This is a genomic window from Paenibacillus elgii NBRC 100335 (assembly GCF_004000865.1).
Taxonomy (GTDB): Bacteria; Bacillota; Bacilli; order Paenibacillales; family NBRC-103111; genus Paenibacillus_G; species Paenibacillus_G elgii.
Genome location: NZ_BIMB01000012.1, coordinates 66,988 through 87,927, shown reverse-complemented (window position 1 = coordinate 87,927; position 20,940 = coordinate 66,988). Strand labels below are relative to the sequence as shown.

The window sequence follows — 20,940 nt, the reverse complement described above, 5'->3', positions numbered from 1 at the left end:
ATCCGAATTCGGGCGAAAATGCAAATCGCCGAACCCTCTGCTTTCGCAAGGGTCCGGCTCTTGTCCTCTTTACCGTACGACCGGCTTCATCGCCTTCGCCCCGCCGCCTCCGTAAGACGCAGGCTTCCGTTTCCGCGGCTTGCTCATCAGGCTTCCGATGCCCATTAGAAATGTCGGGATGCCTGCAAATACGAGCACAAGCACCCAATCCATAACCCCGAGCGGCACCGTCTTGAAAATCGGCTGAAGCTTCTCCACATAGAGCACCGGCAGCATCAGCAGCAGCGAAGAGACGACCGCCATCACAAGCCACTTGTTCTGCAGCGGGTTCCGGTGGAAAATCGAGCGTGAGCTGCGGCAATCGAATACGTGGATGAGCTGCGCCATCACCAGCGTGACGAAAGCGACCGACTGCGCCTTGACGAGCGCACCCGGGCCGTCCCCACCCTGCTTGAGCGTAATGTAGAACGCCGCCAGGGTGCACAGTCCGATCAGAATGCCGCGGCTGATAATTTTCCACCCAAGGCGTCGAGCGAAAATATTTTCTTTGGCCAGGCGGGGCTTCTGCTGCATCAGATCCTTCTCCGCCTGATCCACGCCGAGCGCCATGGCCGGCAAGCCGTCCGTCACGAGATTGACCCATAAAATCTGAATCGGCACGAGCGGCAGCGGCAGCCCGGCCAGCATGGCGAGGAACATCGTCAAAATTTCGCCGACATTCGAAGCGAGCAAGTAGCGGATAAATTTGCGGATATTTTCGTAAATCCCGCGTCCTTCCTCGATGGCCGAGACGATCGTGGCAAAATTATCGTCGCTGAGCACGAGCGCGGACGCTTCCTTCGATACGTCCGTCCCGCTGATCCCCATGGCGATGCCGATATCCGCCGCCTTGATCGCCGGCGCGTCGTTCACGCCGTCGCCGGTCATCGCAACGACGTGGCCTTGGCGCTGCAGCGACTTGACGATGCGCAGCTTATGCTCCGGCGATACGCGCGCGTAGACGTACACCTCGCCGATCCGCTTATCCAGGTCGTCGTCGCTCATCGCGCTAAGCTGCTGGCCGTTCAGAGCAAGGCCGTCCTGCGGCAGAATGCCGATCTGCCTGGCGATGGCCTCCGCCGTCGTCTGGTGATCGCCGGTGATCATGACCGTTCTGATTCCGGCCTTGCGGCATTTGAGAATCGCTTCCCGCGCTTCTTTGCGCGGCGGGTCGATCATCCCGGTCAGACCGACGAACACAAGCTGGCTTTCCACCGCCGTCTCTTCCTCGCTCCGTTCCGTCAGTTTCAAATCGCGGTAAGCCAGGCCAAGCACGCGGAGCGCGTTTTTAGCCATCCCTTCGTTCGCCGCCATCACCTTCTGCTTGAGCGTCGGAGTGAACGGGATGATTTTGTCGTCCCACAGCACGTAGGCGCACTGCTGCACCAGAACGTCAGGCGCTCCCTTCGTGCAGACCATCCGGCCGCCCTGATGCTCGACGATGACCGACATCCGCTTGCGCTCCGAATCGAACGGAAACTCCACGATGCGCCGATACAAGCCTTCGAGCGATTGCTGCGTAACACCGGCTTTGGCCCCAAGCACGACAAGCGCTCCCTCCGTCGGATCGCCCTTGATGCTCCACACGCCCTCCGTCTCGTCGTCCGGCTGATTTTTCTTGGACTCCACCCGCTCCTCCCGCAGCTCCGCGTTGTTGCAGAGCACGGAAACCTGCAGCAGCCGGCGCAGCATCTGGTTTTTCCGCACATCGACGTGCTGCCCCTGCTTCAAAATATCGCCGCGCGGGTCGTAGCCGTTCCCCGTCACCTCAAGCAGCTCGCCGCCCGTCCATAAATGGGTCACGGCCATTTTATTTTGCGTCAGCGTGCCGGTTTTGTCTGAGCAGATGACCGAAGCGCAGCCGAGCGTCTCGACGGAAGGCAGCTTGCGGACGATCGCCTTGCGCTGAATCATCCGCTGTACCCCAAGCGCCAGAGCGATCGTCACGATCGCCGGCAGCCCCTCCGGAATCGCGGCGACCGCCAGGCTCACTCCGGCGAGGAACATGCCGTACGGTTCCTGCCCGTGCAGGATGCCAGCAACCACAACCATCACCGTCAGCGCCAGCGCCACGACGATCAATATTTTGCCGAGTTGCTCGAGTCGGTGCTGCAAAGGCGTCTCGGTGGCGTCGGTATTTTGGATCAGGTCGGCGATCTTGCCCATCTCCGTTGCCATGCCGGTACGAACCACGACGCCTTTGGCCGTTCCTCTCGTCAGCATCGTTCCCATAAAGCCTACATTTCGCTGATCCCCCAGAGGGATGTCTTCTCCCTCCAGCGGCGCCGTATGTTTGGCGACCGGCATGGATTCCCCTGTCAGCGCGGACTCTTCCGCATAAAGGCCATTCGTCTCGATGAACCGGATGTCCGCCGGCACCCGGTCGCCGCTTTCCAGCACGACGATATCCCCCGGAACCAGCCATCGTGCCGGTATGAGCTCCACTTGGCCCTCCCGCAGCACCTTGGCGTTCGGCGCCGACAGCTCCTTCAGCGCCCGCAGCGATCGTTCCGCCCGGAATTCCTGCACGAAGCCGAGAATGCCGTTCATGATAATAATCGCAATGATCGCGACCGCGTCTAAATATTCGCCCAGCAGACCCGACACGAGTGTCGCTCCGGCGAGCACGAGCACCATGAAGTCTTTGAATTGGTTCAAAAACAGCGTCACGGGAGACACGCCTTGTCCTTCCGCCAGCTCGTTTTTGCCGTATGCGGCCAGACGTTTTTCCGATTCCTCCATAGTCAGCCCTTTTGAAGGCTCTGTCCCGGACGACTGCAGGGTTTCTTCCGTCGACATTTGATACCACTTCTTCTGACTCATCTGCTTTTTCCCTCCCAAAAGGTTGTCTATGTTAAATCTATTCAGACAAGCTGGAAATTAGCACCTGGGAAAGGAACGCCGGGGCCACCTCAGACACATGCGAGCCCGACGACTTAAAATTTGCTTCAAAATATGGCATGATAGAGGGTAGCACTCAAAAATCGCTTTTTGCGCATGAAGAATGGAGTTGTCCCGCATGTCTTTCGACGGTCTCGTCGTTCATAGTCTGGCCCGCGAGCTGCAATGCTGCGTCGGGGCCCGCATCAATAAAGTGCAGATGCCATCGGAAAACGATATCGTTCTGCAAATCCGCGCGACTGGCCGCAACCTTAAGCTGCTGCTGTCCGCCAATCCCACCTACCCCCGGGTGCATCTCACCGAGCAGAGCTTCCTGAATCCGCTGGAAGCGCCGATGTTCTGCATGCTGCTGCGCAAGCACTGCGAGGGAGGCATCATCGAAGCGATCGAGCAGCCCGGTCTCGAGCGGATATTGCATCTGAACATCCGGCAGCGCGACGAGCTCGGGGACCTTAGTCTCAAAACTATCGTCGTGGAGATTATGGGCCGCCACAGCAATATTATTTTGAAGGACCCGGCGACCGGGATCATTACCGACGGCATTCATCACGTCACGCCGGCGATCAGCAGCTACCGCATCGTCATGCCGGGCAGCGTCTACACGGCGCCGCCGGAGCAGCACAAGCTGCTTCCGTTCGGGCTGAGCGAGGAGCGGTTCACCGCTCTCCTTGCCGAAGCGGCCGAGGCGGCCGATGAGCCCGCTTCCCCGCGCTTCTGGGAACAGGTGCTCGTCGGGCATTTTAGCGGGTTCAGCCCGCTCATCGCCCGTGAGCTTGTGTACCGCGCCGCCAACGGAGGGCTACCTCTGCCGTCCGAAATGCCCGCGAAGCTGTGGGCTCCGTTCCGGGAGCTCGCCGAAAAGCTGGAAGCCGGAGCGACAGAGGCGGTTATTGTCGAAGAAGCGTCGACGGGCAAAACGTTCTTCTCCATTACAGAGCTAAGCCACGTGCAGGGCGAGACGCAGCGCTTCGCCTCGATCAGTGTCTGTCTCGAGGCCTATTACGGAGACAAGGCCGAGCGGGATACCGTGAAGCAGCGCGTAGCCGATCTGTTCCGGCTGCTCAGCAACGAACGCAACAAAAACATCAAAAAGCTGGAAAAGCTGGAAGAGACGCTGGAGGACGCCCGCGGAGCGGACCGCTTCCGCATTCTGGGCGAACTGCTTACCGCTTCGCTGCACCAAATCCGCAAAGGCGACAAGCAAATCGAGGTCGTGAACTATTACGATGAAGAGCAGCGTCCCATTACGATCGAGCTTGATCCGCTGCTGACGCCGTCCGAGAACGCCCAACGGTATTTTAAGAAATATACCAAAAGCAAAAACAGCTTGATTGCCGTTCAGCAGCAGATGACCGAGGCGCACGAGGAAATCCGCTATTTGGACAATTTGCTGCAGCAGCTTGCCAGCGCGGGACTGACCGATATCGAGGAAATCCGCGAGGAGCTGACGGAGCAAGGCTACGTGCGGGACCGCGGCAAAAAAGGACGCAAAAAAAAGCCGAACCAAAAGCCGGCTCTGGCCTGCTACACTTCAAGCGAAGGCATCCCGATCTATGTCGGCAAAAACAACACGCAAAATGAGTACTTGACGAACCGGCTCGCCCACTCCGGCGATACGTGGCTGCATACGAAAGATATTCCGGGCTCTCACGTCGTCATTCGCAGCGCCGAGTACGGCGATGCTACCTTGAACGAAGCGGCCCAGCTTGCCGCCTGGTTCAGCCAAGCCAAGGAATCGAGCCAGGTGCCGGTCGATTATACGCTCATCCGTCACGTGCGCAAGCCTAGCGGCGCCAAGCCGGGATTCGTGATCTACGACCATCAAAAAACGCTGTTCGTCACGCCCGACCCGGGGAATATCAAGCAGCTGCAGGTAGCCATAAAATAAACCCGAACAGCGAGCAAAAGCACCTGAATCCGCAGTATTGCGGATTCAGGTGCTTTTTCATTTACGGCACCGCCGGAAGTTCAATCACGACCGTCGTTCCGAACCCTTCCTTACTCGTTATGGTCATGGACCCGCGATGATTTTCGATAATTTTGTAGCTGACCATGAGCCCAAGACCCGTTCCTTTGTTTTTTGTCGTATAAAACGGTTGTCCCAGCTTCGCCAGCTTGGCCTCCGGAATGCCGCAGCCTTGGTCGATAAAGCTGATGCGTATGCTGCCTCGCTCCGACTTTTCCGCCTTGACGAGGAACGTGCCGCCTCCCGGCATCGCTTCCACTCCGTTCTTCAGCACGTTGATGAATACCTGCTTCAACTGGTTTTCGACGCAGTTTGCCAGCGGGAGCTCATCCTCGATGTCCGTTTCAATGGTCACCTTGCTGATGATGGCTTGCGTTTCGAGCAGCATAATGACGTCATGCAGGATCGAAGCCACAGATTTCGGCAAAAAGTCGACCGCCTGCGGCTTCGCCAGCACGAGCAACTCGCCGACGATCTCTTCAATCCGCTCCAGTTCGTCCGCCATGATGGACAAATAGTTTCCGTGCTGCCCTCCCGAGTTCATCAGCTTGGTAAAGCCTTTGAGTGCGGTCAGCGGATTGCGAATTTCATGCGCGATGCCGGCGGCAAGCTGGCCGACGGCCGACAGCATCTCCGACTTCCGCAGCAATTCCTCCGTTTGCTTCCGCTCCGTAATGTCCTCGGCGATTTTAAGATAATGGATAATCCGGCCATCCCGATCTTTAATCGGCAATATTTTGACGGATTCCGAGTAATTCGGCCCGTTTTTGCGCCGGCATTCCAGCTCACCCTTCCACTCGTGTCCGGACGAGAGCACGCTCCAGACTTCCTCGAACGAGGTCCCGGAGGCGTCCCAATGATTCAGCTCGCGAAGGGAACTGCCCGCCACTCCAGCCATTTGGAACTCGGTCATTTCCGTAAATTTGGCGTTCGCGTATTGGATCTTCCCCTCCGCATCGGCAATGACGATGACGCAGGGGCTTTGCTCTATGGCGTAAGAAAGCTTAAGCAGCTGCTCGTTGGACGACTTCAGCTCCGTGATGTCCACGAATGTCAGGACGATGCCTTTGATCACATGATCGTTCGTACGGTAAGGCAAAACGCGCATGCTGTACCACAGCCCGCCGCGGCTCCGAATCTCCCGCTCGATGGGAATCAGCGTCTTCAGCACGTTTTGAACGTCGCTTAAGATGCCCTCGTCATCAAAGTTATGCGAAATGTATCCGAAGGGACGCCCGCAATCAACCTCAAATAAGTTGATTTCCTTCGTGATGGCGGGCGTAAACCGGCGAATGCACAGGTCGGTGTCCAAGAAGACCGTACCGATGTTGGTGCCGGTCAAAAAATTGTCCATATCGTCGTTCGCTTCGGCCAGTTCCTGAAGCTTGAACTGATATTCCGAGTTCACCGCCGCCAGCTCTTCGTTGGTTGCTTGAAGCTCCTCGTTGGACATCCCCAGCTCTTCGATCGTTGCTTGAAGCGACTCCTCCGCTTGCCGCAGCTCTTGCTCCAGCTCGATCATCCGATGGTTGACGCTCGGTTCGAATTCGTCGGCGGCCCGGACCGGATGGCCAAGATGCTCCGGCTTCTCGAACAAAACGAGTACCAGCTTGTCGAATTTTTTATTTTTCAATGAAAACGGCTTTACGATCAGGTTAACGGGTGACGAAGGCTCGGAGCCGCTTACCTTCATGTTTTGATAATAAACGGCCCGCTTTTCTTTGCGGACTTTTTGCATGGCTGTTACAATCGCCACTGCCAGGCGAGCCTCGACGATTTTGTAAATGTTCCAGCTCGGCCTTCCCTTCGCCAGCGTTACATAAGGATTCACGTTGCCGCTGAGATGAATGACTTCGTTGTTTTCGGCGATTACCATACAGGGCGGCATGTGCTCGTCCACAAAAGCCGCATACAACTCGTCCGTTTTCATGAAGCTTTGTACGTCCTTCAACGGCCGACGATCCCGCCATGCCGCTGCTGTCGGACGTGTCTGGGGAGCGCTGGGGTCGCCCCTGTCGATCTCGCTTGCGAACACCGGCCCCGGTCCCGGCGGCTGCTTCTGCCTGAAAATATTCCACTTGCGATTATAAGGGACAAATAAATGCGTAAGCCGGCCGATCGTTTCGCTCGGTCCCAAAAACATAAACCCATCCGGATTAAGCGCGAAATGAAACGTCGACAGCACCTTCTGCTGCGTCTCCGATCGCAGGTAAATCAACAGATTGCGGCAGGCGATCAGATCCAAGCGGCTGAACGGCGGGTCCTCCACCATGTTGTGATGCGCAAACACGACCATCTTGCGAATGTCTTTATCGATGTGATACAGGTCTCCGTTTCGGGTAAAATACCGTCTCAGCCATGGTTTCGGCAGGCTGTTCACCGCCGCTTCGGGATAGATGCCTTGGCTGGCCGCAGCAACCGAGTCCGAGTCCAGATCGGTGGAGAAAATTTTGACCGCATAAGGCTCCGCCGAGCACTCGTTGAATTGATGAAACAGCATAGCGAGGGAGTAGACTTCTTCGCCGGTGGAGCATCCCGCAACCCAGACGCGGATATGCCGTTCGTGCCGTCTGTTTTCCGCGATGGCGGGAATGACTTTTTTCTGAATGATCTCGAATGCCTGTGGGTCGCGAAAAAAATGCGTCACCCCGATAAGCAGATCTTTGCCCAGCGCGAGCAGTTCGTCCCGCTCGTCTGCTAACAGTCGCGCATAATCCTCCATCCCTGTCAGGTTCAGTCTGCCCATGCGGCGCTCGATGCGCCGGATGAGGCTGCTTCGTTTGTAGTTCTGGAAGTCGACTCCGCATGCTTTGTTCAGCAGTCCGCAAACCCGCTGCAGCGCCAGTTCGTCATACACGGGCTCCGGTTCGCCGTCTTCCGGCCTAAATTGCGGCAATGCTTCAAGCCCGCCGGCCGGCGCTCCTCTTCCGACGATTTTCCCCCCGGATTCGTACGGACACAGCCTGTACTGCAATGCTTGATTACCGTTCATTCATTTCAACCTCTTTCCCAGCCGGTACATGAATCCCGGTTCCCTTCCATGTTTAACTCGTTACGTCCACAGGATTCCGTATCAAAAATAAAGCTACAGCTCAAGTATACCCGTTTTCTTCCAATTTCGCTCATTTTTTTTGACAGCGTGGTACACCGGTATCCTAAAATAAAAACCGCCCCTCCGGCGGATACATTCCGCTAGAAGGACGGTCTTCCTACAAGCCTAACCGCTTGCGCAAATAACTTTCGAACGGTCCGCGAAGCTCCTCCCGCTCCAGTGCCATCTCGATCGTCGCTTCGAGGTAACCCAGCTTGTCGCCGACATCAAAGCGCCTGCCCGGTACTGGAAACATCACCATTTGCCGCAGCCGGTTCAGCACCTGCAACGCGTCGGTCAATTGAATTTCGCCGCCGCGGCCGGGCTCGCTATGCTCGAGTATATCGAAAATATCCGGAGTGAGGATATACCGCCCGATAATCGCCCAGTTGGACGGGGCTTGTCCGCGTTCCGGCTTCTCGATCAAGCCGTCGATATAACAATGTGATTGCTGCCCTGCCATGGGCGCGATAATACCGTATTTGTCCACGTCGTCCCAGGGCACTTCCTGGCAAGCGATCACCGACGTATTCGTCGCCTCGTGCAGATCGATCATTTGCTTCAGGCAAGGTGGCTCTGATTGAATGATATCGTCTCCAAGCAGCACGGCGAACGGCTCATTGCCGATAAATTTGCGGGCGCAAAGCACCGCGTGGCCGAGCCCAAGCGGCTGCTTTTGACGAATATAGTGAACGTCAGCCAGGTTCGATACGGACTGAACGATGTCGAGCAGCTCCCGATTTCCTTTTTCTTCGAGAATAGTCTCAAGCTCCATCGATTTGTCGAAATGGTCTTCGATGGCCCGCTTATTGCGCCCGGTAATAATCATAATATCTTCGATACCGGACGAGATGGCTTCCTCTACGATATATTGAATCGCCGGCTTGTCGACGATCGGCAGCATCTCCTTCGGCTGCGCCTTGGTGGCCGGCAAAAATCGGGTACCGAGTCCCGCAGCCGGAATAATCGCTTTGCGTACGGTCATGACCGCATCCCCCTCCGTTCGAATAGCCGGTCTACGACGTCCGCATCGACGCGGCGCGCCCCGATCGGCGCATGAAACACGACGCCGCCCCGTTCGCCATGGTAATCAGATCCCGCGGTTACTAACAAGCCGTGCGCGGCGGCCAACACTTCATAGTGCGCTTCCTGCTCCGGTGTATGGTCGGAATGAAATGCCTCCACACCGACGAGCCCGACTTCCGCAAGCAGCGGGATCAGTTCGTCCTGCCCGTACAGCCCAGGATGCGCCAGCACCGGAGCTCCGCCGGCCTCCAAAATCCACTCCACCGCCTGCTGCGGCGTGATGCGAGGCGGGTTCACATAGGCTGCCGCCCCTTTGGCCAAATAACGGTCGAACGCTTCGGCCATCGAGCTTACATACCCTTTGCGCACCAAGGCATCGGCGATATGCGGACGGCCTACAGTGTCGCCCGCTTTTTTCGAGGTCCGCAGCGATTCGAGCACGTCGTCCATCGTAACGGACAGTCCCAGCTCCTGAAGCTTGTTCACGATCATCTCGTTGCGCCGGTTGCGCACTTCTCTCAGCTCTGCAAGCCTCGACAGAAATTGGGGGTCCGTATCGTCGATCCAATAGCCGAGCACATGAATGTCCTGTCCGGCATGGACGGTGCTGATCTCCACGCCCGGCACGACAGCGATGCCGTACTTCAAGCCCGCTTCCATCGCCTCCCGGAGTCCGCCAACCGAATCATGATCAGTTATCGCTACCGCTGCGAGTCCCGCTTCTGCGGCCAGCCGGACATTGTCGGCAGGCGGCCTCGTACCATCCGAGGCCAGCGTATGCGTATGCAAATCTGCGAATGCCATAGAACCTACAGACCTCCTTTTTTTCTCCAAACCAAAGTCTGCTGTTATAGCCACTGGCTTAAATCGCGCTCCCGCAAAAAGGTCATGAAGGTCACGGCCGAGATGGGAAGCAGCGTAGAGTTTAAGTAAATGGCATGAAAGCTGCGGGCGAAGGAAACCCCTTCGACGTTCTTCACCTGCAAGACACCAAGTGCAGCTTCATGCTTGACGGAGGATTGCGACACGATCGAAATGCCGAGTCCCGCCTCCACGGCCGATTTTACCGCCCCCGTACTACCGAGCTCCATCACGATTTTCAGGGCGGACACATCGCAGCCGGCCCGGGCCAGCTCCTCCTCCATCACCTTGCGCGTTCCCGAGCCCTGCTCCCGCAAAATAAACGGATACTTTGCAAGCTCCTCCAGACCGATCTGCTCACGTTCGGCAAGCGGATGACGCCTTGGCACGATCAGCTTCAATTCGTCGTTCAATACGGCTTCCGTATGCACGTCCGGATGATGCACATCGGCCTCCACCAAGCCGAAGGTCAACTGATGACTCAGCACTTCCTCCAAAATTTGCTTCGTATTGATGACCTTCATGCTGACGGAGATGTTCGGATATTCTTGTCCGAACGGTCCGAGCAGCCGGGGCAACACGTATTCCCCCACCGTTAAGCTCGCGCCCAGATGCAGTCGGCCTTCCAGCATATGCGTGAATTTGGACATTCGGATGTCCGTTTCCCTCATCAGCTCAATGCTGCGGGACGCAAACGGCAGCAGCGTCCGGCCGGCTTCGGTCAGCTCGACCCGCTTGGTCGACCGTACGAACAGCTTCGTCCCGAAATAGTCCTCAAGCGACTGCACCTGCATCGTCACCGCCGGCTGTGTCATATGCAGCGCCTGCGCGGCATAGGAGAAGCTCCCCTTCTCCGCAACGGTATGAAAAATATGAAGCTGGTGAAAGTTAAGCGCCATAACGACTCCTCCGCAAGCGTTGTAGCCTCATTATATAAGAAAACCTTTATCGAAGCTAATTCTAGGATGCGCGACCGCGGATCAGCGGTTGGTTTTCTTGTGGGCGGGAAAGCGCTAAAAAAGCATGCCGACTCCCGGCATGCTTGAATCTTTGCAGCTTATCTCCGCTTACGGCTGTTCTTGATCAGCGTCATGCGCCGCGAATGGCGAAGCCATGAATAATAGGAGCGCAAATCCCGCAGCTCCATCGTCTCTGACATCCTCCCGAGGAACGTGACGACGATCATTTTGTACGCCTCCGGTTCCTCCGCCGATTCCGATGTGTCCATCTTGACAAATTCGGCGACCATGACCAAATCCTCATCGATCAGGTAAACATCCTGCTCGTTTTTGTAGTAGGGTTGGATCGAGTTCGACTTCAGCTTGCTCCATAAAAAAGCCGTAATGTCGTGAAAGCCTGTCTTCTCCGTTTCCACCCGATCGACCCATCGGCTGCGAGCGTGATGGGTGACGACGATATCCGCAATCGGCTTGCCTCTAAGCAGCCCGTCGCGCGATACGTTTTTTCGTTCCCGGCCGTCGACTTTCCCTCCGTTCAACACCCCAACCCCTTTCCTACAAAAATAGTTCCGTTACCCTATGTACACCTAAAGCTACCTATTATTTTGCCTTATTCCAACTCGAGAATCAAATTAAAAAAACTTTAGAAACCTAAGTCAGAACTCGCTGCTTGTCTAAGGTACGCATGCCAAAAAAAAGAAGCTTCTGCGCACAGAAGCTCCTTTCTTATCGTAAGCTATGATCGTGTATTCGCTCCGAAATTACAGGGAATAGAATCTTGTCTTATCCGGAACGTTACTGTTATACTCGGTTTTGATCTCGTTTCGATACGAGCGTTCCACCTTTTTTACAAACGGCAGCTTCTGAAGCTGCTTCATCGTTTCGTCCAAACGGCTGGAATAAACGTACATCGCGGCATAGTGCAGTCTTTTGGAAATAAAATGGACATTCCCATATTTCTCCAAATGCTTGCCGGCCGATTTCAAATCGCTTACCCAGACAATAATGCCGCTTCGCTCGGTAAACATGGACAATGACCTTCTTTCTGTTTGCTATAGGATTAGGAAAGGACCGATGAACGATGGGTGCACCGGAAAACGAATTGTTAGTCGAAATCTCCCGCGGATCAATGACCGAAAGCGTACACCGCGGCCATATCGCCGTTGTGGATCACGAGCGGAAACTGCTGGCGTACGCCGGGAATCCGGAATTTTACACGTTTACCCGCTCGACAGCCAAACTGCTGCAAGTCATCCCGCTGTTAGAAGCCGGCGGAAGCGAACGGTTCGGGTTGACGCCATCGGAGACAGCGCTGCTTTGCGCCTCGCACGGAGGGGAACCGGAGCATGCAGCAACCGCTCTGGAGATTTTACGAAAGCTGGGACTGGATGAAAGCGCTCTAGCCTGCGGCCCGCAGGAACCGATGTATAAACCCGCGGCCGATGCGTTAAAGCGGGAGCGGCGCGAATCCGGACAGCTTCATAACAACTGCTCCGGTAAGCATGCCGGTATGCTAGCGCTTGCCAAGCTCATGAATGTTCCTATACAACAGTATATCGCACCCGGGCATCCTGTCCAGCAAAAAATGCTCCGGACGGTCGCCGAAATGTGCGGGGTTCCACCGGAAAGCATCACGCTTGGAACCGACGGCTGCGGCGTCCCCGTATTCGCCGTCCCGCTGGCCTCGCTCGCCTTCGCTTACGCACGGCTCGGGCGGCCGGACGGCCTGTCTCCGGAGCGGGCGAAGGCTTGCCGGACGATCATTGAAGCGATTCGGCAAGCACCGTTCTATGTAGCCGGCAGTGACAGATTCGATACCCGACTTGCCGAACTGACGCAAGGCCGCATCATCGGCAAAATGGGAGCCGAGGGCTTATATGCGGCCACCATGCCGGAGCAGGGCATCGGCATTGCCGTCAAAATCGAAGACGGCGCCGGGCGCGCGATCTATCCCGCTGCAGCCGAAACGCTGCTCCAGCTCGGTTTGCTAAACGCTGAGGAGGCAGCGCAGCTTGCCGGCTTCCACCAGCCGGCGGTGAACAACCGCCGCGGCGATCAGGTCGGCATCGTCCGGCCGGTCTTCCGTCTTCATCACGCCTAAAGCACAGGCCCGGGATAGCCCCGGGCCCATTTTATTTCTTGTTAACCGCACTTGCCGCTGCAGCTTCCTCCGGAAGAGCATCCTCCTCCGGCCGCAAGCGGATCGTTCGAAGGCACTTTGATCGTATCCGATACGGAACGCGCGATGATCTCCGATACGTCGTGCAGCAGGTCGTCCAACCGTTTCTCTGCTTCCTTGAAGCGCCGGACGGATTCTACGGCATCAAGCCGATCCTGAACCGCCTTGACCCGGTCAAGCGCCTCATGATAATTCGGATGAAAATGCCCGAAGCGTTCGCACTCCTCGAACAATTCCTTGGCTTTGAGAAACTCCCTCACCAACTGTCGAACTTCCTCGTCGGTATCCTTGCGCTGTTTCCAATATAAATAATCCGCCGTTTCTGCGGAGAACTTGATGCGGTCAGCCAGATCATATGACCCAAGCAGTATGGCAGACATGTCGAGCGTATGCGTCTCCGTTACCGCCATGCAGCAACACCGTCCTTTCATTCGGATATGATTCGTCGGACCATGTCAGACATGTTTATCATACCATACTTGAGGACGGCCGTGCTGAATTAATATTTATCGTTGATCCCGGGAAGAATCAGCCTCATTTCCTGCCACTCCTCCGCCAGCCATCGCACCTCCGACGTTTCGTCCTGCGCGCCCCCAGACAGACCGAGTCCGGTCATGCACCAGGTTCCCCGCGTTTCCTGGACTTTGCGGGGAACGATGCGAAAATCGGTGCCATTTTTTCGGATTTGCAGCACCGAACGCATTTCAATCGCCTTTTCGACGATTTCTTTGCGCGTCGATAAATGATAGTTCCGATAATCCCGAAGCCATGTCGATGGAATATCCTGCAAGGAAGGATACACGTCGGAGGCTTCCGGGAGCCGTGCCTGCAGTCTGAGAAAGCCGACGGAATTTCTCGAGTAAATCAGCCCTTTGTCCAACGGCTCGACGGAAAGCAGCTTCTTTCCGGATGCGGTCTGGTCGGCAGACAGCTTCGGGAAGCGGCTTGAGTTCGTTTCCTTATCCGTTTCTGCGTGCGCCGCCGGGATAACGGGCAGCCCGGGCATAAAGCCCGCTTTTTCCAAAGCAACCGCAAGCGGCTTCGCATCTGCGGCCGCAATAAGAAAATTCCGCTCATTCAGCATTTCCTTCACGTACGGGGAAGCGGCAGGCAGCTTGGCTACCGTTCGGGCGGTTTCATCATCGGCGCAGCGAAGCAGCAGCACTTGGGTAAAGACGGTTTTGCCGTACGGCTTCGCCCACTGCCCAATGCTTAACCGGATATGATCCGGCACGCCGTAGAGCGCATGACGTTCCAGAAAATCGCATATTTCCGCAGCCGTACGGCCATTTTCCAGAGCCCGCTTGACGCTTTCCTTCGACAATTTATAGACGCTTACCTGATCCCGCGCCGCCAGATCGGCGAGACAACTAAGCTCCCAGCGCACTTTGCCCGCGACATCCGGAGGCACCAGGATATCAAAGTCGGGCTGAACCATAAAGCCGCCGTCTTCCGCTTCGTCCTCCCCGGCCAGCTCGCCCCGCAAAACGAGCGGAAACGTCCACCGGTAGGCACCCGGCCCGCCGATCGGATCGAAGCTTCGTTCCAGAAATCCCAGCGCAGCAAGTGGCTCCAGCCACAGCCCGAGCAAATACCGGTTTCGCTCGGATCTTTCCTCGCTCTCTATCGCCCTCGGCAGTAGACTGAACGCCTCCAACCGCTCCAGCAATTGCTCCGCCGTTATCCATGTCCCACCATCTACGCGCTCCAGAAGGAAGACGGCGTGCTGCAGCCATGCAGCGGCAGGAAGCGCCAGCGTTTTCCACAGCCCGTACAAACGGCGCATCTGCACAGCCAGCGGCTGATCCAGAAAAACGTCTACCGCTTCGACGCCCAGCTTCAACTCTTCGTCTTCCGAAACGACAAGCTGTAGCCGCAAAAGCATATCCAGCACCAACGCAATCTTCGGGGAATACGTATCGGCATACGCATATTTCAGCGAAAGCGGTTCAAGCGCCTCTTCCCCGAGCCGCACCCGCTCGGACAACTTCTGAAGCTGCTTTTTGTGCAAAGTTCCGTTTTTGGTCAGCTTAAGCCCCTGTTCCGCGGCAAACACCAGCGAATAAAACAGATCGCGCGCCAAATTCGGTTCGCCGGGAAAAGCAGGCATCGAGCTCAATCCTCCGCTTCCCGGCGCATCGCCGAGCCCGGAGGGCAAGTCGGGAAACAGAATGGTTTGCCAGCAGGCAAATCCGTCCTCCGGCATTAAATATAGATGCTCCCCCCATGTTTTGAGAAACGAAAATACGATGCCTTTGCGCAGTAATCCGGCCAGGCCCATTTTCACCTCGGCCCCTGATAAGGGACCGGCTGCCGCCCGCTCCAATTCCGCATCGTCAAACGGCTCGCAGCCGATCCGCCGCACAATCGCCTCAAGCACCGTACGCTCGGAACGGCTCAGCCGGTTGCAGACGGTCTCCATCACGACGGGATCAGTCCATAGTCGACCGAGCGAAGCTCCTTGGCCCAGCCACGGCGCATAGACCGTTTCCGCTTCCAACCGGCTCTTCAGCTCGCGGGGCATCCGCGTCAGCAATTGCGCATAATTCATATCGAGACCGCCTCCTTCGATTCGTCCGTCCATTCGATCCGGTAGCGGTAGCCCTGCTCGATCAAGAACAGCTGCCGGTTCAGCGCGAACTCCTGCTCTTTCGTATCCTCGCTGACGAGCGTGTAGAAAACCGCCCGGTTCGTGCCCGCCTTGGGCCGCAATATCCGTCCGAGCCGCTGCGCCTCCTCCTGCCTCGAACCGAAGCTTCCCGAGATTTGGATCGCTACTGTCGCATCGGGCAGATCGACCGCAAAGTTGGCTACCTTGGATACGATCAGCGCCGGAACCGTCCCGCTGCGAAAGCCGGAGTACAACGCTTCCCGCTCCTCATAAGGCATTTCGCCGCTTATCATCGGAAGCTTTGTAGCTTCCGCAAGCTGATGAAGCTGCTCCAAATATTGGCCGATAATTAAAATTTGCTCCCCGTCATGTTTGCTCAGCAGCTCGCGGACAACCTTCAGCTTGCCCGGGTTGACACTGGCTTCCCGCATTTTATGTCTTGGCGCCGCGGCGAGGTAAGCTTCCTTTTCTTTGTCCGCCATCGGAACCCGGATCTCGACGCACTCAACCGAGGCAATCCAGCCTTGCATCTCCAGCTCCTTCCACGGCATCTCATAGCGCTTGGGCCCGACGAGCGAGAACACATCCTCTTCCCGGCCGTCCTCGCGGATCAGCGTCGCCGTCAAACCAAGCCGGCGCGTCGCCTGAATGTCGGCCGTAACCCGGAACACCGGAGCCGGAAGCAAATGCACCTCATCGTAGACGATCAAGCCCCAGTCGCGTTTATTAAACAGGTCCATATGGACGAACGGGTCGTCCTTCGATTTACGGTACGTCAAGATTTGATACGTGGCCACCGTAATCGGGCGCACTTCTTTCTGCATTCCCGTGTATTCGCCGACCAAATCTTCCGTAACGTCCGTTTTATCCAATATTTCCCTCTTCCACTGCCGAACCGAAGTGCTGTTTGAGGTTAAAATCAGCGTCGCGCAGTTTAGCTTTCCCATCGCGGCGATGCCGATCACCGTTTTCCCGGCGCCGCAGGGCAGGACCAGCACGCCGCTGCCTCCATGCAGGCTCCCTTCCCGATAAAAGGAATCGACCGCAGACCGCTGATATTCCCGCAGTTCGAACGCCTGCCCCCCGGCCTCTTCCGTCCGAAGCCGGATAGGAAGCGATTCGCCCCGGCTATAGCCTGCCAGATCTTCGACCGGAAAGCCGAGCTTAACGAGTTCCTGTTTGAGAAGCCCCCGATACCGCGCCGAAAAACGAAGCGTTTGCGAATCGACCTGACACAGCCCGTACGACCGTAAGGAACGGAAAGAAACCATTTCCTTGATCGCTTCCACGTCTTCCGAAATGAGAAGCAAATCGTCGCCCAGCCTTTCCATCCGAACCAGCCCGTACCGCTCGACGAAGCGCCGGATATCTTGTTTTACGCCGGTCGGAACGCCGAATTTCGCATGACGGTCCAAGAAGCCGACAATCTCTTCGGAAGTCAGTCCGGCAGCTGCGGCATTCCAGAGAGAAAGCGACGACATGCGGTATGTATGGATGTTTTCCGGCGATTTGACGAGATCCGCAAACTTGGCAAGTCCGGTCCGCGCTTCTTCGAAAGCCGGGTGCCGCACTTCGAGCAGCACGCAAAAGTCGGTTTGCACGATCAACGGGCGGTCTTTATGAAATGTCATATCCCGATCCCTCCACTTGTAGCTGTCAGTTTTAGTATGAGGGTTGCAAGCTAGATTTAAACATCTGTCAGACAATCCCGGCCGCTGCCCCATTTGCAGCAAGGAGCGGGAAGCTCTACAATAGACGACGTGCTTTTTTGTAATTGGAGAAATGAGAGAGGAGCATGGAGTCATGGGGGCCTGGGGAGAAAACCGATAGCAATGCTGTTTATTTTGGCGATCGTGCTGCTTGCGGCCTGCTCGAAATCGGGGACGGACGGCGATGCCTTCGCCAAGGAAATCTTGAAGCAATACCCGGCATTGAAGGCTACGCCAATACGATGACCGTACCGCCTAACGTGATGTTCCAGGACTGCTTCATCAAGCTGGAGCGGGAAGCGCGCAGCAAGAAAAAAGGGCTGTGGGCCAACAATAAATAAAAAACGAAAAAAACGGTCCGGGCGCATTCGTCCCGGCCGTTTCATTTTTGGCTAATGCCTGCTTTATTACATTAATGAGTTCCGCTGACATCCATATGGTCCAGCTTGCGGGTTTCTTTTTTGTAACTGGAGTTTCGAATCCGTTCCTGCAGCTTTTCGTAGTACAGGTCTTCGTCGATCGGAAGATCGACCCAATTGTCGGTCCAGGTGGACAGATGCATCGCGTTCGAAAGGGTCAGTCCTTTGATCCCTTCTTCTCCCGGCGCCAGCAGCGGAGTACCATGCAAAATATGATCGACGAAATTTTGCGTAATCCCTTTGTGCTGCGATCCTTCCGAGGAGCCTACCGGAATTTCGCATTTCCAGCATTCCGGCGCGCCGAAGCCGCCCTTAAAGTCGCGGTTGAACTCAGACTCCGGCACCCGCAGCCGCCAGAACGTCAGCTTGCCGTCTTCGATGACGATTTTGCCTCGGTCGCCGCTCACTTCGAACCGGTTCGTTCCCGGGGCTTCGCCGGTCGTCGTCACGAACAAACCGGTCGCTCCGTTCTCGTATTCGACGTAAGCGGTCACGTCGTCCTCCACTTCGATATTGCGGTATTTGCCAAAATGGCAAAACGCGCGCACCCGCTTAGGCATCATACCGATCGTCCACTGCCACAAATCAAGCTGATGTGGGTCTTGGTTAAGTAAAACGCCTCCGCCTTCCCCCGCCCAGGTCGCCCGCCAGCCGCCGGAATCGTAGTAACTTTGGGAGCGGTACCAGTTCGTGATGATCCAATTGGTGCGGCGGATTTCGCCAAGCTCTCCGGAGGAGACGAGGTCACGCAGCTTTTGGTACAACGGATTCGTGCGCTGATTGTACATGATGCCGAAGGCTTTACCGGAACGGGCGGCAGCTTCATTCATCTCGCGAACCTTCTTCGTGTAGACGCCTGCCGGCTTCTCGACCAGCACATGATAGCCGTGCTCGAATGCCGCAATCGCCAAGTCCGGGTGATCATAGTGCGGCGTGCAGATGAGAACGGCATCGAAGGCTTGCGAAGCGAAAAACGAATCCAGATTGTCAAACAGCTGGAACCGGTCTCCGTACTGCTGGCGAACCCATTCGAGACGCTCCGGGTTCGTGTCCACAATGGCAGTCAGCTCGCCTCCGGCCACTTCATTTTTGGCAAAATAATTCGTATGACCCTTCCCCATATTGCCGATTCCAATAAGTCCGAATCGTACCTTGCTCATCGTTTCCCCGCCTCTCATGACATGTCATTACCTAAATTAATCTTCTTTTCAACTCCTTTATTATACAATGCACACGTGAACAAAACAATAAATAAAAAAATCGTTCCTTCGACCTTTACCGGACGAAAGAACGATAGTTGATTAATGTACCGTTAGCTTATCCTGTTCGGAAATTTGGCTGAGCGCTTCGCCCGCTTCATCCTCGAACTTGTCGCGGACGGCCAAGTCTCCGATAGATACGATCCCGACCAGATCGCCGTTCGCCACTACCGGCAGCCTGCGAATTTGCTCTTTAGCCATAATTTTTGCCGCTTCGTCCACCGTTGTCTCGGGTGGAACGGATACTACCCTGTCGCTCATTACTTGCTTAATCGCCGCGGAGCCTTCCCGTTTCTCCGCATACCCGCGGATGACCAGGTCCCGGTCCGTCAGTACCCCGATCAGCTTCCTTCCTTCGACAACGGGAATAAAGCCCGTATCCTCCTGCTTCATCTTCACGGCCGCCTCGTATACGTTATCCTTCAACGTGACCGTCGAACAATCCGTCGTCATAATTTCCCGAAGCGTTCTGGTACTCATGGCAAACACCCTCCTGAGAAAAGGAATTGGCAGCCTGTTGCCGAAACTCTCGCCACATGTTCCATCGAAGACAAGAAAGTCCCCAGGCCGCTGCACGCTTAGAATCCCCTTTCCCCCGGCTTCCCATTCGTTCCGCCCGTTATTACTTCCCGGGAGACGATATCAAGCTCTCGTCCCATTTTCCTTCATATAATCTTGGATCATGGCAATAAATAAACGGGCCGCGTGCTCCATCGACGCTTCGTCAATATCGAATCTCGGATGGTGATGCGGGTGCACAACGCCCCTCGTTTTATTGCCCGCGCCAACGAACATAAAGCAACCCGGAATTTTTTCCAGATAATAGGCATAGTCTTCACCGGCCATAATGAGCGGCGCCGTCCGTCCGCCGTCCGTGCCCATAGCCCACGTTGCCGCGCGGTAAAACCGTTCCGCTTCCTTCGCATCGTTGACAACGGGAGGATAACCAAGCTTGTAATCGAGTGTGTAGGTTGCCCCGTTCATCAGACATGTCTGCTCTACGATCGTCTCAAGCCGCTCTTTCACCTGCATGCGCAGAGCGGGATCGTAAGTCCGGACCGTTCCTTTAAGCACGGCGGACTCTGCAATTACGTTGAAGCTCGTACCGCTGTGTATTGATCCCACGCTAACGACACAGGGCTGTGTAGGGTCGGTGCTGCGACTCACAATCGACTGTAAATTGACAACCAGTTGCGAGGCGACATACACACTGTCTACCGTCTCATGTGGCAGGCCGCCGTGGCCGCCCTTTCCTTTGATCTCGATCACAAATTCATCCGCCGCCGCCATCATCGGGCCGGGCTTGCAATAAGCCGCGCCAACCTCAAACGGCGTCCATAAATGAATGCCGTATATGACATCGACCCCGTCAAGCGCGCCTTCCTCAATCATTCCCATCGCCCCGCCAGGGGTCATCTCTTCGGCCGGCTGAAAAATAAATACGATGGTGCCGCTCAGCGCTTCCCGGTGACTGCTTAGAGTTTTGGCGACGCCGAGCAAAGCGGACGTATGAGCGTCATGGCCGCAGGCGTGCATCACTCCCGGCACCGAAGAGGCGTACTCGCAGCTTTTTTCATCCTGAATCGGCAGCGCATCCATATCGGCTCTCAGCGCCACCGTCGGCCCGTCCGATGCCCCGCGCAGCTTGGCTACAATTCCGTGCCCACCAACGCCCGTCCGAACCTCCAGCCCCCATTGCTTCAACAAGTCCGCAACAAAAGCCGCGGTCTTCGATTCCTCGAACGAAAGCTCGGGATGGCGGTGCAAATAGCGACGCCAAGCGATCATATCGGGCACTGACGCTTGCAGCGTTTCTTCTATCGATTTCATAGGGTACCCCTCCGTCTTCTCTTGCCGCTGTCCAGCGTATATAAATAAGCGATCGCTGAAATGTAGTACCATTTTATCAAATCCTTTAAA

Annotated in this window: 17 protein-coding genes; 4 read left to right on the top strand and 13 right to left on the bottom strand. The window is 56.2% G+C overall.

The window, feature by feature from the left end; genetic code table 11:
• Window positions 1-69: 69 nt before the first annotated feature.
• A complete protein-coding gene (locus PEL01S_RS11690; protein WP_127460420.1) occupies window positions 70-2,862 on the bottom strand; it encodes a calcium-translocating P-type ATPase, SERCA-type in 2,793 nt (930 codons plus the stop codon).
• 196 nt (window positions 2,863-3,058) lie between these two features.
• On the opposite strand from PEL01S_RS11690, the gene PEL01S_RS11685 reads away from it, so the two are divergent.
• Window positions 3,059-4,828: an Rqc2 family fibronectin-binding protein gene (locus PEL01S_RS11685; protein WP_127460419.1), complete on the top strand. Its 1,770-nt coding sequence runs from the start codon at window positions 3,059-3,061 to the stop codon at window positions 4,826-4,828.
• 61 nt (window positions 4,829-4,889) lie between these two features.
• Here the strand turns inward: PEL01S_RS11685 and PEL01S_RS11680 are convergent, their stop codons facing one another.
• The 6 genes from PEL01S_RS11680 to PEL01S_RS11655 form a co-directional block, all read right to left on the bottom strand.
• Window positions 4,890-7,898 carry a CheR family methyltransferase gene (locus PEL01S_RS11680; RefSeq protein WP_127460418.1) on the bottom strand — a complete coding sequence of 1,003 codons (3,009 nt, stop codon included), beginning with the start codon at window positions 7,896-7,898 and terminating at the stop codon, window positions 4,890-4,892.
• A 217-nt stretch (window positions 7,899-8,115) separates the two neighbouring features.
• A complete protein-coding gene (gene galU, locus PEL01S_RS11675; protein ID WP_127460417.1) occupies window positions 8,116-8,982 on the bottom strand; it encodes a UTP--glucose-1-phosphate uridylyltransferase GalU in 867 nt (288 codons plus the stop codon).
• Entirely contained in the window at window positions 8,979-9,827 is an 849-nt protein-coding gene (locus PEL01S_RS11670) for a PHP domain-containing protein (RefSeq protein WP_127460416.1), read from the bottom strand. The genes galU and PEL01S_RS11670 overlap by 4 nt, the downstream gene beginning before the upstream one ends.
• Window positions 9,828-9,871: 44 nt before the next feature.
• Entirely contained in the window at window positions 9,872-10,783 is a 912-nt protein-coding gene (locus PEL01S_RS11665) for a selenium metabolism-associated LysR family transcriptional regulator (RefSeq protein ID WP_127460415.1), read from the bottom strand.
• A gap of 158 nt (window positions 10,784-10,941) precedes the next feature.
• On the bottom strand, window positions 10,942-11,382 hold the full coding sequence (locus tag PEL01S_RS11660; RefSeq protein ID WP_127460414.1) for a hypothetical protein: 441 nt from the start codon (window positions 11,380-11,382) through the stop codon (window positions 10,942-10,944).
• Between the two features lie 222 nt (window positions 11,383-11,604).
• Window positions 11,605-11,871, bottom strand: a complete 267-nt coding sequence (locus tag PEL01S_RS11655) for a YlbG family protein (protein WP_063177736.1) — start codon at window positions 11,869-11,871, stop codon at window positions 11,605-11,607.
• A gap of 53 nt (window positions 11,872-11,924) precedes the next feature.
• Between PEL01S_RS11655 and PEL01S_RS11650 the strand changes: the two genes are divergently transcribed.
• Complete coding sequence (locus PEL01S_RS11650) at window positions 11,925-12,944, top strand: asparaginase (RefSeq protein WP_127460413.1); 1,020 nt, start codon at window positions 11,925-11,927, stop codon at window positions 12,942-12,944.
• Window positions 12,945-12,985: 41 nt separating this feature from the next.
• Here the strand turns inward: PEL01S_RS11650 and PEL01S_RS11645 are convergent, their stop codons facing one another.
• The 3 genes from PEL01S_RS11645 to PEL01S_RS11635 form a co-directional block, all read right to left on the bottom strand.
• Window positions 12,986-13,432: a YlbF/YmcA family competence regulator gene (locus PEL01S_RS11645; RefSeq protein WP_063177733.1), complete on the bottom strand. Its 447-nt coding sequence runs from the start codon at window positions 13,430-13,432 to the stop codon at window positions 12,986-12,988.
• Between the two features lie 89 nt (window positions 13,433-13,521).
• Window positions 13,522-15,573: a helicase-associated domain-containing protein gene (locus PEL01S_RS11640; protein ID WP_127460412.1), complete on the bottom strand. Its 2,052-nt coding sequence runs from the start codon at window positions 15,571-15,573 to the stop codon at window positions 13,522-13,524.
• Window positions 15,570-17,264, bottom strand: coding sequence for a DNA repair helicase XPB (locus PEL01S_RS11635; protein WP_127460411.1), 1,695 nt, complete (start codon window positions 17,262-17,264; stop codon window positions 15,570-15,572). The genes PEL01S_RS11640 and PEL01S_RS11635 overlap by 4 nt, the downstream gene beginning before the upstream one ends.
• A 201-nt stretch (window positions 17,265-17,465) precedes the next feature.
• Here PEL01S_RS11635 and PEL01S_RS35225 point away from each other — a divergent pair, with 201 nt between their 5' ends.
• A complete protein-coding gene (locus PEL01S_RS35225) occupies window positions 17,466-17,588 on the top strand; it encodes a hypothetical protein (protein WP_255320103.1) in 123 nt (40 codons plus the stop codon).
• Window positions 17,585-17,683 carry a thermonuclease family protein gene (locus PEL01S_RS35220; RefSeq protein ID WP_231884570.1) on the top strand — a complete coding sequence of 33 codons (99 nt, stop codon included), beginning with the start codon at window positions 17,585-17,587 and terminating at the stop codon, window positions 17,681-17,683. Before PEL01S_RS35225 ends, PEL01S_RS35220 begins: the two co-directional genes overlap by 4 nt.
• 71 nt (window positions 17,684-17,754) lie before the next feature.
• Here PEL01S_RS35220 and PEL01S_RS11625 read toward each other — a convergent pair whose 3' ends face one another.
• The 3 genes from PEL01S_RS11625 to PEL01S_RS11615 all read right to left on the bottom strand — a co-directional run bounded on the left by PEL01S_RS11625 (window position 17,755) and on the right by PEL01S_RS11615 (window position 20,850).
• Window positions 17,755-18,921, bottom strand: coding sequence for a Gfo/Idh/MocA family protein (locus PEL01S_RS11625; protein ID WP_063177820.1), 1,167 nt, complete (start codon window positions 18,919-18,921; stop codon window positions 17,755-17,757).
• Between the two features lie 141 nt (window positions 18,922-19,062).
• Window positions 19,063-19,500, bottom strand: coding sequence for a CBS domain-containing protein (locus tag PEL01S_RS11620; RefSeq protein ID WP_063177726.1), 438 nt, complete (start codon window positions 19,498-19,500; stop codon window positions 19,063-19,065).
• 162 nt (window positions 19,501-19,662) lie between these two features.
• Window positions 19,663-20,850 (bottom strand): M20 metallopeptidase family protein, encoded by a 1,188-nt coding sequence (locus PEL01S_RS11615; protein ID WP_063177724.1) that lies wholly within the window; start codon window positions 20,848-20,850, stop codon window positions 19,663-19,665.
• Window positions 20,851-20,940: the final 90 nt, after the last annotated feature.

What these genes read in the sequence shown, in the direction of transcription:
- PEL01S_RS11690 (WP_127460420.1), bottom strand. Translation starts at nt 2,862, where the DNA reads ATGAGTCAGAAGAAGTGGTATCAAATGTCGACGGAAGAAACCCTGCAG.
- PEL01S_RS11685 (WP_127460419.1), top strand. Translation starts at nt 3,059, where the DNA reads ATGTCTTTCGACGGTCTCGTCGTTCATAGTCTGGCCCGCGAGCTGCAA.
- PEL01S_RS11680 (WP_127460418.1), bottom strand. Translation starts at nt 7,898, where the DNA reads ATGAACGGTAATCAAGCATTGCAGTACAGGCTGTGTCCGTACGAATCC.
- galU (WP_127460417.1), bottom strand. Translation starts at nt 8,982, where the DNA reads ATGACCGTACGCAAAGCGATTATTCCGGCTGCGGGACTCGGTACCCGA.
- PEL01S_RS11670 (WP_127460416.1), bottom strand. Translation starts at nt 9,827, where the DNA reads ATGGCATTCGCAGATTTGCATACGCATACGCTGGCCTCGGATGGTACG.
- PEL01S_RS11665 (WP_127460415.1), bottom strand. Translation starts at nt 10,783, where the DNA reads ATGGCGCTTAACTTTCACCAGCTTCATATTTTTCATACCGTTGCGGAG.
- PEL01S_RS11655 (WP_063177736.1), bottom strand. Translation starts at nt 11,871, where the DNA reads ATGTTTACCGAGCGAAGCGGCATTATTGTCTGGGTAAGCGATTTGAAA.
- PEL01S_RS11650 (WP_127460413.1), top strand. Translation starts at nt 11,925, where the DNA reads ATGGGTGCACCGGAAAACGAATTGTTAGTCGAAATCTCCCGCGGATCA.
- PEL01S_RS11645 (WP_063177733.1), bottom strand. Translation starts at nt 13,432, where the DNA reads ATGGCGGTAACGGAGACGCATACGCTCGACATGTCTGCCATACTGCTT.
- PEL01S_RS11640 (WP_127460412.1), bottom strand. Translation starts at nt 15,573, where the DNA reads ATGAATTATGCGCAATTGCTGACGCGGATGCCCCGCGAGCTGAAGAGC.
- PEL01S_RS11635 (WP_127460411.1), bottom strand. Translation starts at nt 17,264, where the DNA reads ATGACATTTCATAAAGACCGCCCGTTGATCGTGCAAACCGACTTTTGC.
- PEL01S_RS35225 (WP_255320103.1), top strand. Translation starts at nt 17,466, where the DNA reads ATGCTGTTTATTTTGGCGATCGTGCTGCTTGCGGCCTGCTCGAAATCG.
- PEL01S_RS35220 (WP_231884570.1), top strand. Translation starts at nt 17,585, where the DNA reads ATGACCGTACCGCCTAACGTGATGTTCCAGGACTGCTTCATCAAGCTG.
- PEL01S_RS11625 (WP_063177820.1), bottom strand. Translation starts at nt 18,921, where the DNA reads ATGAGCAAGGTACGATTCGGACTTATTGGAATCGGCAATATGGGGAAG.
- PEL01S_RS11620 (WP_063177726.1), bottom strand. Translation starts at nt 19,500, where the DNA reads ATGAGTACCAGAACGCTTCGGGAAATTATGACGACGGATTGTTCGACG.
- PEL01S_RS11615 (WP_063177724.1), bottom strand. Translation starts at nt 20,850, where the DNA reads ATGAAATCGATAGAAGAAACGCTGCAAGCGTCAGTGCCCGATATGATC.